This window comes from Streptomyces sp. NPDC005566, assembly GCF_040605575.1.
Taxonomy (GTDB): domain Bacteria; phylum Actinomycetota; class Actinomycetes; order Streptomycetales; family Streptomycetaceae; genus Streptomyces.
The window spans coordinates 166,834-183,993 of the sequence record NZ_JBEXDB010000008.1; the positions used below are offsets into that span (position 1 = coordinate 166,834).

The following is a 17,160-nucleotide window of genomic DNA, read 5'->3' on the forward strand; positions in this document are numbered from 1 at the left end:
GAATCTCTAGGACTGCATGTACGAACAGCGGGGGCCTGAGGGGGGTACCCCTCTCGGCCCCCGCAAGGGTACGACGGATCGGCGCTACCGCATACTCACTGGTCGCGGAAGCGGACGATCTTGACGAACTCGTCGGCGTCCAGGGCGGCGCCGCCGATGAGCGCACCGTCCACATCGGGCTGCGCCATGATGGCCGCGACGTTGCCGGACTTCACCGAGCCGCCGTACTGGATACGGACGGCGTCGGCCAGCTCCTGCGAGTACAGCTCGGCGAGCCGGCGGCGGATCGCACCGCAGACCTCCTGGGCGTCCTCGGGGGTGGCGACCTCGCCGGTCCCGATGGCCCAGACCGGCTCGTACGCGATCACGATGGACTCGGCCTGCTCGGCCGGGACGTCCTTCAGGGCGCCGTCGAGCTGCGCGAGGGTGTAGGAGACCTGCTCACCCGCCTTGCGGATGTCCAGGCCCTCACCGACGCAGAGGATCGGCGTCAGACCGTGCTTGTACGCGGCCTTCACCTTGGCGTTGCAGATCTCGTCGTTCTCGCCGTGGTACTGGCGGCGCTCGCTGTGGCCGACGGCCACGTACGTGCACTTCAGCTTGGCGAGCATGGGGCCGGAGATCTCACCGGTGTACGCGCCGGAGTCCTGCGCCGAGATGTCCTGGGCGCCGTACTTGATCTTCAGCTTGTCGCCGTCGATCAGGGTCTGCACGGAGCGCAGGTCGGTGAAGGGCGGCAGGACGGCGACCTCTACGGCGTCGTAGTCCTTGTCGGCCAGCGCGAAGGCGAGCTTCTGGGTGTGGGCGATGGCCTCGAGGTGGTTGAGGTTCATCTTCCAGTTGCCCGCCATCAGCGGGGTACGGGTGCTCATTAAGGGTCAGTCCTCCAGTGCGGCAAGGCCGGGAAGCGTCTTGCCCTCGAGGTACTCGAGGCTGGCGCCGCCACCGGTCGAGATGTGGCCGAATGCGTTCTCGTCGAAGCCCAGGATGCGGACGGCGGCTGCGGAGTCCCCGCCGCCGACGACGCTGAAGGCCGAGGAGTCGACGAGTGCCTGGGCGACCGCCTTGGTGCCCTCGGCGTAGTCGGGGTGCTCGAAGACGCCCATCGGGCCGTTCCAGAAGACGGTGGCCGCGTCGGCGAGCTTCGAGGCGTAGAGCTTGTTGGTCTCCGGGCCGTTGTCCAGGCCCATCACGCCGGCCGGAATGGCGTCGGCGGCGACGGTGGTGGGATTGCCCGGGGTCTTGGCCTTGAGGTCCGGGAACTGCGCCGCGACGACGACGTCGACGGGGAGCACGAACTCCACGCCCTTCTCCTCGGCGCGCTCGAGGTAGCCGAGCACCGCCGGGATCTGGTCCTCCTGGAGGAGGGAGCTGCCGACCTCGTGGCCCTGGGCCTTGAGGAAGGTGTACGCCATGCCGCCGCCGATGAGGATGCGGTCGGCCTTCTCCAGCAGGTGGTCGATGACGCCGAGCTTGTCGGAGACCTTGGAGCCGCCGAGGACCACGGCGTAGGGGCGCGTGACGTCCTCGGTGAGCTTCTTGAGAACGCCGACCTCGGTGGCGATCAGGCCGCCGGCCGCGTGCGGCAGCCGGGCCGGGAGGTCGAAGACCGAGGCGTGCTTGCGGTGGACGGCACCGAAGCCGTCGCCCACGTACACGTCGGCGAGCTCGGCGAGCTGATCGGCGAAGGCGCCGCGCTCGGCGTCGTCCTTCGACGTCTCACCGGCGTTGAAGCGGAGGTTCTCGATGACGGCGACCCGGCCGTCGGTGAGGGCGGCGACCGTGGCGCGGGCGGACTCGCCGACGGTGTCGGTCGCGAAGGCGACCTCGGCACCGAGCAGCTCACCGAGGCGCGCGGCGGCGGGGGCCAGCGAGAACGCAGGGTCCGGGGCGCCCTTGGGACGGCCGAGGTGCGAGGCGACGACGACCCGCGCGCCGGCTTCGGCGAGCCTGGCGACCGTCGGCTGGACGGCGCGGATGCGGCCGTCGTCGGTGATCGTGGTGCCGTCGAGCGGCACGTTGAGGTCGGCGCGGACGAATACCCGCTTTCCGGCGACCCCTTCGGCGAGAAGTTCGTCGATCGTCTTCATCTTGTTTGCGGTACTCCTTGGAAGGACGGATGAGCACGCAAGGGGCTCGGACGGCGCCACGTTGCGCCGCCCGAGCCCCTTGCTCACATCGAGATGCCTGCCGATCCGAGGATCAGAGCTGCTCGCCGACGAAGACCGTCAGGTCGACGAGGCGGTTGGAGTAACCCCACTCGTTGTCGTACCAGCCGAGGATCTTCACCGACGTACCCTCCTGGACCATGGTCAGGGAGGAGTCGAAGGTGCAGGACGACGGGTCGCCGACGATGTCCGAGGACACGATCGGGTCCTCGGTGTAGGTCAGGAAACCCTTGAGGTCGCCGTCGTCGGAGGCCTTCTTGAACGCGGCGTTGACCTCGTCCTTGGTGACCTCGCGCTGCAGCGTCACGACGAGGTCGGTAGCGGAACCGGTCGGGACCGGGACGCGCATCGCGATGCCGTCGAGCTTGCCCTTGAGCTGCGGCAGGACCAGAGCGGTCGCCTTGGCGGCACCCGTCGTGGTCGGAATGATGTTCTCGGCCGCGGCGCGGGCGCGACGCAGGTCCGAGTGCGGGAAGTCCAGGATCCGCTGGTCATTGGTGTACGCGTGGACCGTCGTCATCAGGCCCTTGACGATGCCGAAGTTCTCGTCCAGAACCTTGGCCATCGGCGCCACACAGTTGGTGGTGCAGGAGGCGTTGGAGATGACGTGGTGGTTGGCCGCGTCGTACTTGTCCTGGTTGACGCCCATCACGATGGTGATGTCCTCGTCCTTGGCCGGAGCCGAGATGAGGACCTTCTTGGCGCCACCCGCGATGTGCTTCGCCGCGTCGGCCTTCTTGGTGAAGATGCCGGTCGACTCGATGACGATGTCGACGCCCAGCTGACCCCAGGGGATGTCGGCCGGGTTGCGCTCGGAGAGCACCTTGATGGTGTGGCCGTCGACGGTGATGGTGTCGGCGGTGTGGCTCACCTCTGCCTTGAGACGACCCAGAATGGTGTCGTACTTCAGCAGGTGGGCCGTGGTCGCAGTGTCACCCAGGTCGTTGACAGCCACGATCTCGATGTCCGCACCCTGCTCCAGCAGCGCGCGGAAGTAGTTACGACCGATGCGGCCAAAGCCGTTGATGCCTACGCGGATCGTCACGAACCGATCTCCTCGTTAGGTACGCCGGTTTTCGACGCCGGCGAGTTGTATGGGATGTCCCCGACCGCCTCCGACCCTACCTCTCCGAGGGCCCGGTAGTGACATCGAGTAGGGGCGGAACGGACGGCGAGGTCCGTACTCCCGAGTAGGAATACGGACCTCCGGTACTGGCGCAATCGCACGGGCGGGGCGTCGGCCCCACCCGTGCGACGGTTACGGAGCGTCAACGCCCCAGACTTCTCAACGCCTTTCCGATCAACTGCTTCCGTTCGACGGCACCGGCCACGTGTTCGAGGCCGAAGCCGAGCAGCACGGTGTCACGGGTCGTGATGGCGGCCTGAGAATGGAACAGCGGTCCGGAACGGGTCCAGTCGGCCGTGTTCTGCGGACTGCCGGCCGGTGCCCCGGGGGTGCTCCAGGGGCCGAGGGCGGTCTCGAAGCCCTCGGTGTCCCGGGGCGTCCCGCCGACGACGAGCTCGGTGTCGTCCACGAAGACCCCGAGGCCGCCGGAGCCCGGGTCGGTGACGTAGGAGACCGAGAGCTCGACCTGCTTGCCCGCGTACGCACCGAGGTCCACGGAGACCTGCTGCCAGCCGTTGGAGCTGCCCGTGAACCGGTTCCAGCTGCCGGTGGTCCCGGTACCGGTGCAGGCGTCTCCGCCCACGGTCAGGTAGTGGGTGAGGAAGGGGTGGAGCTGGGCGTAGTAGCCCTCCTCGCAGTCCGTGGGCAGGCCGGTGTCGGTGCCGCCGTTGGCGTCGGGCAGGGTCGTCCAGTCGTCCTGGCCCGCGGTACGGGCCTCGATGACGACATTGTCGTACCCCTCCTCGGTGTCGTAGCTGAGCTGGAACCGCAGGTCCGGGTCGTCCGCCGCGGTGGTGCCCGTCAGGTCGACGGTGCGCGAGAGCCTCTTGTAGGAGGCGTCCTGATGGGTGGCGGCGGCGAACCAGGAGCCCTCGTACGGCTCGAAGGGTGTGCGGACCCCCGGGTAGTCACCCGCCGCGGCGCTGCGGAACTGCGGGAACTCCTTCGGGTCCAGCGTGTCGGAGGTGACGGTGTACGCGCCCGCCGCCTCCAGGGCGTTGTCCGGGGCGTCGCCGAGCGTTCCCGTCGCTCCGGACAACCGTCCGGAGCCGGCGAAGGAGGGCGGGGACTTCAGTCCGACCCTGTTGTACGCACCGAGGTAGTACTGCGAGAAGTCGTCGGTGCCTCCGGCGCCGGTGACGGTCCCGCCCGCCTGCTCGCCGGCGTTGATCAGCTTGCCGCCCTCGTTGACGTAGGAGCGGACCGCCAGCATGGTCGCGGCGGCCGGGCGCGCGGCGCCGGTGTACCAGAGGACGGTGCGGAAGTGGCTGAGCACCCCGAGTGCGTGCGGGGCGCCGTCGGCTGCGACGTCCCAGACGGCCGCTCCGTGTCCGTTGGCCGCGAGCGCCCCGGTGTACGCGGCGGTGTGCCGGGCGGGGGCGCCCTCGTCGGCGATCACCAGGGTGTCGCCGCGCGGCCGGTCGGCGACGGTGTACGTGAAGGGCGTACTCGAGGTGCGCTTGCCCGCCGCCGTGCGGCCGGTGAACCACACGGTGACGGTGTCGCCCCCGTCGGCGTCCTCGACCTCGGCGCGGTACTGGTCGAAGTGGAGGTTGTCCTCACCGCCGAAGGTCTCGCCCCCCTTCCAGGCCTTCAGCCGCTCGGTGTGCGTACGGCCGCCGTCGATGCGGTAGTTGAGGCGCTTGTCGTGAACGGACTTGCGGGCGGTGACCGCCACTTCCTGGTCGCCGCCGCGGGCGTAGGAGGTGGTGAAGGCGTCAGGGGTGAAGTCGGGCGCGTCGATGCCGACCGGGGAGACCGGCCGGTCGGGGTGCGCGGCGGACTCGGCGACCGCGAGTGCGAACGGGACGTTCTTGGCGAACTCCTGCTGGATCAGCTTCTCGTCGTCCGGGAAGCGGAAGATCGAGCCGCAGTCGGCCGGTTCCCACGCGTCGTCGGGGTCGACCCGGGAGGCGCTTGCGCACGTCGACATCTCCGGCGTGAACATCATCATCCTGTTGACGTTGGCCGCGTGTCCGTCGGCCTCGCCGTTGGTGACGTACAGCTCGGAGGAGACCTGTGAGCGGTATCCCGGGATGGCGGGCTTCTCGGGCGTTCCCGCGAGTGCCTTGTAGACGATGTCGTCGGGTGTGTCCGTGGCGACCTGCCAGCCCACTCCGTACAGCAACAGCTGTGCGGCGGAGTGGTAGTTGATCCCGTACTGGAAGCCGATGCGCTTCTGGAAGGCGTCCAGCGCCCTGGTCTCCGGCTCGGAGGAGGGCGCGGTACCGCGGAAGGTCTCGTCACCCGGGTCCGGCGACGAACCCTCGTTGTCGTAGCCCCACTTGTAACGGAAGTTGCGGTTGAGGTCGACGCCGTCGCCGGGGGTGATGCTGCCGTCGCCGTTGTTGTCGCGGAGGTTCTTTCGCCAGTCCCGCTCGCCGGTGAACGTGAAGTCGTAGCCGTCGGGGTTGGCGGAGAGCACGAACCACAGTTCGGTGGTGTCGACGATCCTCGTGATCCGCGGATCCTTGCCGTACCCGTCGAGGTAGTGGTGCATCAGCCGGCGGGTCATCTCCGGCGTGATCCACTCCCGGGCGTGCTGGTTGGACATGTACAGCGTGGCGGGTTTGGAGCCGTCCTTGGCCTTCTTGGCGCCCTTGGTGAGCTTCAGAGCCAGGATGTCCTGGCCACGGACGGTCCTGCCGATGCTGACGACCTTGGTGAGGCCGGGGTTGGCCTGTGCGGTCGCGAGGATCTCCTTCTGCAGGCCGTTCTCGCCGCTGTACGGGCGGAAGACGCCCCCGCCGGCTGCTGCGACCCTCTTGGAGGCCTTGGCCGAGAGGGTGTGCTCGGTGATCTCGACGCCCTTGCCGCGCAGCTCTCCGGCCTGCCGGTCGGTGAGGTAGAGCTCGACCGTGGCCGACCCCCGGTCGGGCACCTGCTCGCTCAGCTCGTGGCTGTCCGTGCCCGCATCGGCCAGCAGCGGCAGCTGGGCCGCGGAGACCTCCGCGTGCCAGACACCCAGGCCGTCCGCGCCGCCGCCCCTCCCCTGGTCCGCCTGGGCAACGGGTACCGCCAGTCCGGCCATCAGTAATGAAGCCGCGGCGAGGATCGCTCGCGCTCTGCGTCTCATGAGCCCCCCATGCAGTTGACTGTCACTTCCGTCCGCCCGGTCGGCGGACAGAGGACAGGTTCGTGATGGTCCATGGCCATGTCAATAGGGCCTCGTTGCGGCACAAAAAGCGTGTACCGGGCATATATGCGGGCTGCCCGGAGGACCGCCCCGGCAATGCCGCCGCCGGCGCCCTCAGGAGGTGCGCCGGCGGCGGACGGTGGTGTGCGACCGCTCAGCCGACGAGACCGTCGGCCAGCTCCTCGCTGAGGGTGGATTCCGTGCCCGGGATACCGAGGTCCTGGGCCCGCTTGTCGGCCATGGCCAGCAGCCGCCGGATCCGGCCCGCGACCGCGTCCTTGGTCAGCGGCGGGTCGGCGAGGGCACCCAGCTCCTCCAGGGAGGCCTGCTTGTGCTCCATGCGCAGCCGTCCGGCCGCCGCGAGGTGCTCCGGGACCTCCTCGCCCAGGATCTCCAGCGCGCGTCCCACACGGGCGCCTGCGGCCACCGCGGCCCGGGCGGAGCGCCGGAGGTTGGCGTCGTCGAAGTTGGCGAGCCGGTTGGCGGTGGCGCGGACCTCGCGCCGCATCCGGCGCTCCTCCCAGGCCAGCACCGATTCATGGGCGCCGAGACGGGTCAGCAGCGCTCCGATGGCGTCGCCGTCCCGGACGACGACGCGGTCCACCCCGCGCACCTCGCGGGCCTTGGCCGCGATCGAGAGCCTGCGGGCGGCGCCGACCAGGGCGAGGGCGGCCTCCGGGCCGGGGCAGGTCACCTCCAGCGAGGAGGAGCGGCCGGGCTCGGTGAGCGAACCGTGGGCCAGGAAAGCCCCGCGCCAGGCGGCCTCGGCGTCGCAGGTGGCCCCCGAGACCACCTGCGGGGGCAGTCCGCGGATCGGCCGGCCGCGGCCGTCCACCAGCCCGGTCTGGCGAGCGAGCTGATCGCCGCCCGCCACCACGCGTACGACATAGCGGGAGCCGCGGCGCAGTCCGCCGGGAGCCATCACGATCAGCTCCGAGCTGTGCCCGAAGATCTCCAGGATGTCCCGCTTCAGCCGGCGCGCCGCCATCGCCGTGTCGAGTTCCGCCTCGATCACAATCCGGCCGCTCACCAGGTGCAGCCCGCCCGCAAACCGAAGAATCGCCGAGACCTCTGCTTTTCTGCAGCAGGTCCGGGTCACGGGAAGCCGAGAGATTTCGTCCTTCACCGCTGGCGTCATCGCCATGGGCCGATCCTTCCATGCATCCGAAAAATACGGTCGTACGCGGCAGCCAACAGCTCCGGATCGTGAATCGGAACACCGTCGGGCGAGGCCACCGGGGCCAGCTCGACCGCGGCTCCGAGCCGCTTGGCGGCGTCGGCGAGGGACTCACGGTCGGGCACGGCAGCCTCGTCGGCCAGCACCACGTCCAAGGCGAGTTTAGGGGCGTGTCGTCCCAAAACCTCCAAATGACGCTGCGGTGAGAAGCCTTCTGTTTCACCGGGTTGCGGCGCGAGGTTCAGCGAGAGGACCTTTCGGGCCTTCGTGGACACCAGTGCGTCGAGCAGTTCGGGCACCAGCAGGTGCGGAATGACGGAGGAGAACCAGGACCCCGGGCCGAGGACCACCCAGTCGGCGTCGAGGACGGCCGCGACCGCTTCCGGGACGGCCGGCGGGTCGGCGGGCACCACGTGCACGGACTGCACCTCACCGGGGGTGAGCGCCACGGTGGCCTGCCCCCGCACGGTCACTATGTCCTCGGGGCGCTCCGGGTCGTGACCCCGTACGAGCGCCTGGAGCTCCAGGGGTACGGCGGACATCGGCAGCACCCTGCCGTGCGCGCCCAACAGCTTGCCGACCAGGTCGAGCGCCAGCACGTGGTCGCCCAGCTGTTCCCAGAGGGCGACGATCAGCAGGTTGCCCACCGCGTGCTCGTGCAGATCACCCTTGGACTCGAAGCGGTGCTGGATGACCTGGGCCCAGGTCTGGCCCCATTCGTCGTCCCCGCACAGCGCGGCCAGCGCCTTCCGCAGGTCGCCGGGCGGCAGGACCCCCAGCTCCTCGCGGAGGCGGCCGCTGGATCCCCCGTCGTCGGCGACGGTGACGACGGCCGTCAGATCACCGGTGATCCGGCGCAGCGCCGTGAGCGACGCCGACAGGCCCATGCCGCCGCCGAGGGCGACGACCTTGGGCTGCGCGCCCCGCTTGCGGCCGGAGAGCGCGGAAGTGGCTCTGCTCAGCCTGCGCAGGCGCAGATTGCGACTGGTCACTCGCGCCCCATGTCCCGGTGTACGAGCACGGTCTCGATCCCTTCAGTGGCCAGCCGGGCGGCCAGCTTCTCCGACATCGCGACGGAACGGTGCTTGCCGCCCGTACAGCCGACCGCGATGGTCACATAGCGCTTGCCCTCGCGGCGGTAACCCGCGGCGATCAGCTGGAGCAGCTCCGTGTACTGGTTGAGGAACTCCTTGGCGCCGGGCTGGTCGAAGACGTAGTCGGACACCTCCTCGTTGAGCCCGGTGAAGGGACGCAGCTCGGGGACCCAGTGCGGGTTCGGCAGGAAGCGGCAGTCGACGACGAGGTCGGCGTCGACGGGCAGGCCGTACTTGAAGCCGAACGACATCACCGTGGCCCGCAGCTCCGGCTCCTCGTCGCCGGCGAACTGGGCGTCCATCTTGGCCCGCAGCTCGTGCACGTTGAGGCTGGAGGTGTCGATCACCAGGTCGGCGTCGCCCCGCAGCTCGCGCAGCAGATCGCGCTCGGCCGCGATGCCGTCGACGATCCGGCCGTCGCCCTGGAGCGGGTGCGGACGGCGGACCGACTCGAACCGGCGGACGAGCGCGTCGTCGGAGGACTCGAGGAAGACGATGCGCCGGGTGACGTGCTTGGCCTCCAGGTCCGCGAGGGACTGCCGGAGGTTGTCGAAGAAGCGGCGGCCCCGTACGTCGACGACGACGGCGATGCGGGCGACGTTGCCCTGGGACCGGGCGCCGAGCTCCACCATCGTAGGGATCAGCTCGGGCGGGAGGTTGTCGACGACGAACCAGCCGAGGTCCTCCAGACACTTGGCGGCGGTGCTGCGCCCGGCGCCCGACATACCCGAGATGATCACCAGCTCGGGGATGGCCGGCACGGCGGCCTCGGCCTTCTCCTGGGTGCTTCCCGTACTCACGTCTGCTGCTCCGTCTGCTCGGTCGTCCTGGCGTTCATGCGCGTGCTCGGTCATGACGTGCTGCCCCCGTCGTCCTCTTCAATGATCTCTCCTGTGGCCGTGTTCACGGCGGGCGCGGCCGGGGCGGCCGTGGCGAGGGCCGCGGCCACCGATTCCGCCGTCCTGCGGCCTATCCCCGGAACCTCGCAGATCTCGTCGATTGTCGCCTGCCGCAGCTTCTTCACGGAGCCGAAATGCTTGATCAGCGCCTGCTTGCGGGTCTCTCCGAGACCGGCGACATCGTCCAGCGGGCTGCTGCGGATGCGCTTGGCCCGCTTGGCCCGCTGATAGGTGATCGCGAAGCGGTGGGCCTCGTCGCGGATGCGCTGGAGGAGGTAGAGGCCTTCGCTGGACCGCGGCAGGACCACCGGGTCGTCGTCGTCGGGCAGCCAGACCTCTTCGAGGCGCTTGGCGAGGCCGCAGACGGCGATGTCGTCGATTCCCAGCTCGTCCAGGGCGCGCTTGGCCGCGGCGACCTGCGGCTGCCCGCCGTCTACGACGACGAGCTGCGGCGGGTAGGCGAACCGCTTGGGCCGGCCGTCGTCCTCACGGGGCTCCTCGCGAGGCCCTTCGCTGGGCTCCTCACGGGGTCCTTCGCTGGGCTCTTCACCGGGCCCGGCGGGGGCGTCGGCCGGGGCGGTGGGTGCCGCCCCGCTGACGCCTGCGGGTGCGGGCTCCGCGGGTGCGGGCTCCGCGGACTGTGCGGGCTCCGCGGGCGCGGGTGACCCGGGCGCGGGCTCCGCGGGCGCGGCGGACGCGGGCGCCGGTACGGGGCCGGTGGCGGCCGGAGTCTCCTCCCACTCCCCCGTCCGCTCCTTCTCCTGGAGGTAGCGCTTGAAGCGGCGGCCGATGACCTCGTGCATCGACCGGACGTCGTCCTGCCCCTCGAAGCCCTTGATCTGGAAGCGGCGGTACTCGCTCTTGCGCGCGAGTCCGTCCTCGAAGACCACCATGGAGGCGACCACGTCGTCACCCTGCAGATGGGAGATGTCGAAGCACTCGACCCGCAGCGGTGCCGTGTCCAGGCCGAGCGCCTCGGCGATCTCCTCCAGGGCCCGGGAGCGGGTCGTGAGGTCGGAGGCGCGTTTGGTCTTGTGCAGCCCCAGGGCCTGCTGGGCGTTGCGCTGGACCGTGACCATCAGGTCCTTCTTGTCGCCCCGCTGCGGGATGCGCAGGCTGACCTGGGAGCCGCGGCGGTCCGCGAGCCACTGGGAGACGGCTTCCGGGTCCTCGGGGAGCGCCGGGACGAGGACCTCCTTGGGGACGGAGTCGCCCGTCTCCTCCCCGTACAGCTGCTGGAGCGCGTGCTCGACCAGGCCCGCCGTGTCGACGGCCTCGACCTTGTCGGTGACCCAGCCGCGCTGGCCGCGCACCCTTCCGCCGCGGACGTGGAAGATCTGGACGGCGGCCTCGAGCTCGTCCTCGGCCACCGCGATCAGGTCGGCGTCGGTGGCGTCGGCGAGGACGACGGCGCTCTTCTCCATGGCCCGCTTGAGCGCCCCGGCGTCGTCGCGCAGCCGGGCCGCCCTCTCGTACTCCATCTCCTCGGCCGCCTGCATCATGTCCTTCTCCAAGCGGCGGATGTACGTACCTGTCCGTCCCGCCATGAAGTCGCAGAAGTCCTCGGCCAGTTCGCGGTGTTCGTCGGGGGTGACCCTGCCGACGCACGGTGCCGAGCACTTGCCGATGTAGCCGAGGAGGCAGGGGCGGCCGGTCCTGGCAGCGTTCTTGAACACCCCCGCGGAGCAGGTGCGCACGGGGAAGACCCGGAGCATGAGGTCGACCGTCTCGCGGATCGCCCAGGCGTGCCCGTACGGACCGAAGTAGCGCACGCCCTTCTTCTTGGCTCCGCGCATGACCTGGACGCGCGGGAACTCCTCGTTGAACGTGACCGCGAGGTAGGGATAGCTCTTGTCGTCGCGGTACTTGACGTTGAACCGGGGGTCGAACTCCTTGATCCAGGAGTACTCCAGCTGGAGCGCCTCGACCTCGGTGGAGACGACGGTCCATTCGACGGAGGCGGCAGTCGTGACCATCGTGCGCGTGCGGGGGTGGAGGCCGGCCAGGTCCTGGAAGTAGTTCGCCAGGCGCTGGCGCAGGTTCTTGGCCTTCCCGACGTAGATCACCCGGCGGTGCTCGTCGCGGAATTTGTAGACCCCCGGGGAGTCGGGGATCTGTCCCGGCTTGGGGCGGTAGCTGGAGGGGTCTGCCATGTCTCACACCCTACTTGCGGGCGGTGACAGCGCGGCATTCTCGCAGGGGATCCACCCTCCCGCGAGCGCGGGGAGGGGGCGGCCCGGGGTGCGCCCGGCGGTGGTCCGGGAGCGGTCCGCCACTTGCGGTCAGGCCTCGGGGCCCGCGACCAGCTTTCCGCCCTCGACCTTCACCGGGACGGCGGGCAGCGGCACGGTGGCCGGGCCCTGGAGTGCCTTGCCGGTCGTCATGTCGAACCGGCTGCCGTGGCACGGGCAGTTGCCCTCGTTGCCCTCGACCTTGTCCAGGAGACAGCCCGCGTGGGTGCACTGTGCGCTGAACGCCTTGTACTGGCCCTTCGCCGGGCAGCTCACGACGAGCCGCTGCTCCCGGTAGAGCTTCGCCCCGCCGACCGGGACCTCGTCGGCGGCACCGAGCTCGACGGGCGCGGTGGGCGTCGGTGTCTGGGCGTGGCCGAGCTTCGAGTCGGTCGAGCAGGCGGCCACTCCCAGCCCGGCGGCACCGGCGAGAGCGGCGCCCTTCAGAACGGTACGGCGGGCGGCGGGCAGGCCGGACATGCGGTCTCCACTGGTCGGGGGGACAGAGAGCCGCCGTTCCCGCCCCGGGGCACCGGGTGCCCACGGACGTCGGGCACAGGCCGCCCGAAGGCATCGGCGACAGACCCGACGATACCGGCGGAGAACGGCGCCCCTTCGACCGGCCCCGCCCGGACGCCGAGCGGCCGCCGAGCGGACGCCGACCGGCGAAGGCCGGGGGCCTGGGGCCGGGTTTGGTCGAAGCCGGCCCGATGGCCGGGAACAGCACCGAGGCGGCCCCCGGGGTGCCGGGGGCCGCCTCGTCCGGGCGGTGTCAGGCCTTCCGCGTGCGGGTGGCCTTCTTCTTCGGTGCGGGCTCCTCGGCCGCGGCCTTCTTGGCCGTCCTGGCCGTGGCCGTCCTGCGGGCCGGGGCCGCCTTCGCGGCGACCGCCTTCTTGGCGGCCGTCCTGCGGACCGGCTTGCGGGCGGCAGGCACTGTGGCCTCACTGATCCGGTCCGCGCCCAGGACGGTCTGGAGGAACTTGCCGGTGTGGCTGGCCGGCACGGAGGCGACATGCTCCGGGGAGCCTTCGGCGATGACCAGGCCGCCGCCCTTGCCACCCTCGGGGCCCATGTCGATGACCCAGTCGGCGGTCTTGATGACATCGAGGTTGTGCTCGATGACGACCACCGTGTTGCCCTTGTCGACCAGCCCGGAGAGCACCGCGATGAGCTTGCTGATGTCCTCGAAGTGCAGACCGGTCGTCGGCTCGTCCAGGACGTAGACCGTGCGGCCGGTGGAGCGCTTCTGCAACTCGCTCGCCAGCTTCACGCGCTGCGCCTCACCGCCGGAGAGCGTCGGCGCGGACTGGCCGAGCCTGACGTATCCGAGGCCGACCTCGTTGAGCGTGCGGAGGTGGCGGGCGATCGTCGGGACGGCCTCGAAGAACTCCAGGCCCTCCTCGATCGGCATGTCCAGCACCTCGGCGATGGACTTGCCCTTGTAGTGGACCTCCAGCGTCTCCCGGTTGTACCGCGCTCCGTGGCAGACCTCGCACGGGACGTACACGTCGGGCAGGAAGTTCATCTCGATCTTGATCGTGCCGTCGCCGGAGCAGTTCTCGCAGCGGCCGCCCTTGACGTTGAAGGAGAAGCGGCCCGGCAGATAGCCGCGCACCTTCGCCTCCATCGTCTCGGCGAACAGCCTGCGGACGTGGTCGAAGACTCCGGTGTACGTGGCCGGGTTGGACCGGGGCGTCCGGCCGATCGGCGACTGGTCGACGTGCACCACCTTGTCGACGAGGTCGTCGCCCTCGACGCGGGTGTGCCGCCCGGGGACCGACTTGGCCCCGTTGAGCTCGCGGGCCAGGTGGGTGTAGAGGATGTCGTTGACCAGGGTCGACTTCCCGGAACCGGAGACGCCGGTGACCGCGGTGAGGACACCCAGCGGGAAGGACACGTCGATGTCCTGGAGGTTGTTCTCCCGGGCGCCGTGCACCGTGAGCAGGCGCGTCGGGTCGACGGGGCGCCGGATGTCGGGCATCGCGATGGACTTCTTGCCGGACAGGTACTGCCCGGTGACCGAGGCCTTGTTGGCCAGCAGGTCCTTGAGCGAGCCGGAGTGGACGACCTTGCCGCCGTGCTCACCGGCTCCGGGGCCGATGTCGACGACCCAGTCGGCCACCTTGATGGTGTCCTCGTCGTGCTCGACGACGATGAGCGTGTTGCCCATGTCGCGCAGCCGGACCAGGGTCTCGATCAGCCGGTGGTTGTCGCGCTGGTGCAGGCCGATGGACGGCTCGTCCAGCACGTACAGCACGCCGACGAGTCCGGAGCCGATCTGGGTGGCGAGCCGGATGCGCTGGGCCTCGCCACCGGACAGCGTGCCCGCGGCACGGTTCAGCGAGAGGTAGTCGAGGCCGACGTCGACGAGGAACTTCAGCCGCTCGTTGACCTCCTTGAGCACCCGCTCGGCGATCTTCTTGTCGCGGGCGTTCAGCTTGAGGCGGCCGAGGAACTCGGCGCACTCGCTGATCGACATGGCGGCGACCTGGGCGATGGACCTGTCCATCACCGTCACCGCGAGCACGATCGGCTTGAGCCGGGTGCCCTCACAGGTCGGGCAGGGCACCTCACGCATGTAGCCCTCGAAGCGCTCCCGGCTGGAGTCGCTCTCGGCCTCGGAGTGCCGCCGCTTGACGAACTGCACCGCACCCTCGAAGGCGGGGGTGGTGTAGGCGCGCTCACGCCCGTAGCGGTTGCGGTAGCGCACCTCGGTCTGGATCTTGTGGCCGTGCAGCAGGGCCTTCTTGGCGCGCTGCGGCAGCCCTGCCCAGGGGATGTCCGTACGGAATCCGAGCGCTTCGGCGAGTGCGTTGATCTGGCGCCCGAAGTACTCCTTGGTGTGGCCGTGCGACCAGGGGTGGATCGCGCCCTCGTCGAGCGACTTGTCCTCGTCCGGGACGATCAGCTCCGGGTCGACCTCCATGCGCGTACCGATGCCCGTGCAGTCCGGGCAGGCGCCGAAGGGGGAGTTGAAGGAGAAGGAGCGGGGCTCGAGCTCTTCGAAGGACAGGTCGTCGTACGGGCAGTAGAGGTGCTCGGAGAACATCCGCTCGCGCTCGGGGTCGTCCTCCGGGAGGTCGACGAAGTCGAGTACGACCATGCCTCCGGAGAGGCCGAGCGCGGTCTCGACCGAGTCGGTCAGCCGGCGCTTCGCGCTGTCCTTCACCGTGAGGCGGTCGATGACCACCTCGATGGTGTGCTTCTCCTGCTTCTTCAGCGTGGGCGGCTCGGAGAGCTGGATCGTCGCGCCGTCGACCCGCGCCCTGCTGTAGCCCTTGGTCTGCAGATCGGCGAAGAGGTCGACGAACTCGCCCTTGCGCTCGCGCACCAGTGGCGAGAGCACCTGGAAGCGGCTGCCCTCGGGCAGGCCGAGGACCTTGTCGACGATGGCCTGGGGCGACTGGCGGGAGATGGGCCTGGCGCACTCGGGGCAGTGCGGCTTGCCGATCCTGGCGAAGAGCAGCCGGAGGTAGTCGTAGACCTCGGTGATGGTGCCGACCGTCGAGCGCGGGTTGCGCGAGGTCGACTTCTGGTCGATGGAGACGGCGGGCGACAGACCTTCGATGAAGTCGACGTCCGGCTTGTCCATCTGGCCCAGGAACTGCCGGGCGTACGAGGAGAGCGACTCCACGTAGCGCCGCTGCCCCTCGGCGAAGATCGTGTCGAACGCGAGCGAGGACTTGCCCGACCCGGAGAGCCCGGTGAAGACGATGAGGGAGTCACGGGGGAGGTCGAGCGAGACGTTCTTCAGGTTGTGCTCGCGCGCGCCACGGACGATGAGACGGTCGGCCACGCCGGTCCGCACCTTTCTGGAGAGAAGTGGGGGAACTGAGCCCCTGACCCAGGGTATGGGGGGCGCCACAGCGATGTAGGAAGTTTCGACTCCGAGCGTATAGCACGCGCATTCGATTTACGGACGGCTGATGACTCCTTCACCCGAATGAGTGGCGAGGCTAGGCTCGGCCTCATGATTGATCATGTGCACGACCTGGACGCCGTACGTGAAGCGACCGAACGGCTCCTGAGCGCGACGGGCAAACTGGACAACGCCGCAGTCGCCGAGCCGTCACGGCTGCCGGGCTGGAGCAGAGGACATGTCCTCGCCCACCTGTCACGTAACGCCGAGGCCCTCGTAAATGTTCTCCAGGGCCGCCCCATGTACGCGAGCAGCGAAACCCGGGACGCCGACATCGACCGCGATGCGCCCCGCTCCCTCTCCGAGCAGCTCGCCGACCTGCGCGGCAGCGGGGACGCCTTCCTGTCCGCGGCCGAGGCGCCCGCCGACTGGTCCCGCACGATCACGATGCGCAACGGCGTGACGGATTCCGCCTCCCGGCTCCCCTTCCGCCGCTGGGTCGAGGTCGAGCTGCACCATGTCGACCTGGATATCGGCTACGAGCTGGAGGACCTTCCGGAGGAGTTCGTGATCCGGGAGAACGACTTCCTGGCGGAGCGGTTCGCCGGGCATCCTGATGTGCCTCCCACGACGGCGGTGACCGCGGACGGCAACCTCTGGACCACCGGCGGCGGCGCGGACGCCGGACCGGTCGTGGTCCGGGGCAGCGCGGCCGACATCCTCGGCTGGCTCTGCGGGCGCCGCGACGGCTCCGGGCTCACCGCGGAAGGCGGACCTCTTCCCGTACTGCCCCCGCTATAGGCTGAGACGTATGACGTACAGCGGAGCGGTCAAGGTCGGCGGACCTGCGAATGTGCACGAGCTGACGGACCTGATGATCTCCAAGGTCGCTGTCGGCCCGATGAACAACAACGCCTATCTGCTGCGCTGCCGGGCCACCGGCGAGCAGCTCCTGATCGACGCGGCGAACGAGGCCGGGACCCTGCTGCAGCTGATCGGTGACGACTCGATCACCTCGGTCGTCACCACCCATCAGCACGGTGACCACTGGCAGGCCCTGGGCGAGGTCGTGGCGGCCACCGGGGCGCGCACGTACGCGGGACGGTACGACGCCGAGGGCATTCCGGTGCCCACCGATGTGCTCGTCGAGGACGGGGACACGATCCGGGTGGGCCGGGTCGCGCTGACCGCCCGCCACCTGGTCGGCCACACCCCGGGCTCCATCGCGCTGGTCTACGACGACCCGCACGGGGCGCCCCACCTGTTCACGGGGGACTGCCTCTTCCCCGGCGGGGTCGGCAATACGCGCAAGGACCCGGAGGCGTTCGCGCGCCTGCTCCACGATGTGGAGACCAAGCTCTTCGACCCGCTGCCGGACGAGACCTGGGTCTATCCGGGGCACGGACACGACACCACGCTCGGCGCCGAACGGCCCCGGCTGCCGGAGTGGCGCGAGCGCGGCTGGTGACA

12 protein-coding genes are annotated in these 17,160 nt (G+C 69.9%); 2 read left to right on the top strand and 10 right to left on the bottom strand.

Annotation, left to right across the window (positions count from 1 at the left end; genetic code table 11):
• Positions 1-95: 95 nt before the first annotated feature.
• The 10 genes from tpiA to uvrA form a co-directional block, all read right to left on the bottom strand.
• A complete protein-coding gene (tpiA, locus tag ABZS61_RS15145; protein ID WP_356419866.1) occupies positions 96-872 on the bottom strand; it encodes a triose-phosphate isomerase in 777 nt (258 codons plus the stop codon).
• 6 nt (positions 873-878) lie between these two features.
• Complete coding sequence (locus tag ABZS61_RS15150) at positions 879-2,090, bottom strand: phosphoglycerate kinase (RefSeq protein WP_356419869.1); 1,212 nt, start codon at positions 2,088-2,090, stop codon at positions 879-881.
• Between the two features lie 112 nt (positions 2,091-2,202).
• Complete coding sequence (gap, locus tag ABZS61_RS15155; RefSeq protein ID WP_351176312.1) at positions 2,203-3,213, bottom strand: type I glyceraldehyde-3-phosphate dehydrogenase; 1,011 nt, start codon at positions 3,211-3,213, stop codon at positions 2,203-2,205.
• 223 nt (positions 3,214-3,436) lie between these two features.
• Positions 3,437-6,370 carry a M14 family zinc carboxypeptidase gene (locus ABZS61_RS15160; protein WP_356419874.1) on the bottom strand — a complete coding sequence of 978 codons (2,934 nt, stop codon included), beginning with the start codon at positions 6,368-6,370 and terminating at the stop codon, positions 3,437-3,439.
• A 214-nt stretch (positions 6,371-6,584) separates the two neighbouring features.
• A complete protein-coding gene (gene whiA / locus ABZS61_RS15165) occupies positions 6,585-7,574 on the bottom strand; it encodes a DNA-binding protein WhiA (protein ID WP_030919772.1) in 990 nt (329 codons plus the stop codon).
• On the bottom strand, positions 7,565-8,599 hold the full coding sequence (gene yvcK / locus ABZS61_RS15170) for a uridine diphosphate-N-acetylglucosamine-binding protein YvcK (protein WP_356419877.1): 1,035 nt from the start codon (positions 8,597-8,599) through the stop codon (positions 7,565-7,567). The genes whiA and yvcK overlap by 10 nt, the downstream gene beginning before the upstream one ends.
• Positions 8,596-9,555, bottom strand: coding sequence for an RNase adapter RapZ (rapZ, locus tag ABZS61_RS15175; RefSeq protein WP_356419880.1), 960 nt, complete (start codon positions 9,553-9,555; stop codon positions 8,596-8,598). The genes yvcK and rapZ overlap by 4 nt, the downstream gene beginning before the upstream one ends.
• Positions 9,552-11,753: an excinuclease ABC subunit UvrC gene (uvrC, locus tag ABZS61_RS15180; protein ID WP_356419883.1), complete on the bottom strand. Its 2,202-nt coding sequence runs from the start codon at positions 11,751-11,753 to the stop codon at positions 9,552-9,554. Before uvrC ends, rapZ begins: the two co-directional genes overlap by 4 nt.
• A 129-nt stretch (positions 11,754-11,882) precedes the next feature.
• Positions 11,883-12,311 carry a Rieske (2Fe-2S) protein gene (locus ABZS61_RS15185; RefSeq protein WP_356419885.1) on the bottom strand — a complete coding sequence of 143 codons (429 nt, stop codon included), beginning with the start codon at positions 12,309-12,311 and terminating at the stop codon, positions 11,883-11,885.
• A 292-nt stretch (positions 12,312-12,603) separates the two neighbouring features.
• Positions 12,604-15,627 (bottom strand): excinuclease ABC subunit UvrA, encoded by a 3,024-nt coding sequence (gene uvrA / locus ABZS61_RS15190; RefSeq protein ID WP_356419887.1) that lies wholly within the window; start codon positions 15,625-15,627, stop codon positions 12,604-12,606.
• A gap of 174 nt (positions 15,628-15,801) precedes the next feature.
• Between uvrA and ABZS61_RS15195 the strand changes: the two genes are divergently transcribed.
• Both ABZS61_RS15195 and ABZS61_RS15200 read left to right on the top strand, forming a co-directional pair.
• Entirely contained in the window at positions 15,802-16,491 is a 690-nt protein-coding gene (locus ABZS61_RS15195; protein ID WP_356419890.1) for a maleylpyruvate isomerase family mycothiol-dependent enzyme, read from the top strand.
• A gap of 10 nt (positions 16,492-16,501) precedes the next feature.
• Positions 16,502-17,158: an MBL fold metallo-hydrolase gene (locus tag ABZS61_RS15200; protein ID WP_356419893.1), complete on the top strand. Its 657-nt coding sequence runs from the start codon at positions 16,502-16,504 to the stop codon at positions 17,156-17,158.
• Positions 17,159-17,160: the final 2 nt, after the last annotated feature.

Bases quoted from the DNA above. Each gene is read 5' to 3' on its own strand.
- ABZS61_RS15150 (WP_356419869.1), bottom strand. From the start codon at position 2,090: ATGAAGACGATCGACGAACTTCTCGCCGAAGGGGTCGCCGGAAAGCGG.
- tpiA (WP_356419866.1), bottom strand. From the start codon at position 872: ATGAGCACCCGTACCCCGCTGATGGCGGGCAACTGGAAGATGAACCTC.
- ABZS61_RS15195 (WP_356419890.1), top strand. From the start codon at position 15,802: ATGATTGATCATGTGCACGACCTGGACGCCGTACGTGAAGCGACCGAA.
- uvrC (WP_356419883.1), bottom strand. From the start codon at position 11,753: ATGGCAGACCCCTCCAGCTACCGCCCCAAGCCGGGACAGATCCCCGAC.
- ABZS61_RS15185 (WP_356419885.1), bottom strand. From the start codon at position 12,311: ATGTCCGGCCTGCCCGCCGCCCGCCGTACCGTTCTGAAGGGCGCCGCT.
- ABZS61_RS15200 (WP_356419893.1), top strand. From the start codon at position 16,502: ATGACGTACAGCGGAGCGGTCAAGGTCGGCGGACCTGCGAATGTGCAC.
- whiA (WP_030919772.1), bottom strand. From the start codon at position 7,574: ATGGCGATGACGCCAGCGGTGAAGGACGAAATCTCTCGGCTTCCCGTG.
- rapZ (WP_356419880.1), bottom strand. From the start codon at position 9,555: ATGACCGAGCACGCGCATGAACGCCAGGACGACCGAGCAGACGGAGCA.
- ABZS61_RS15160 (WP_356419874.1), bottom strand. From the start codon at position 6,370: ATGAGACGCAGAGCGCGAGCGATCCTCGCCGCGGCTTCATTACTGATG.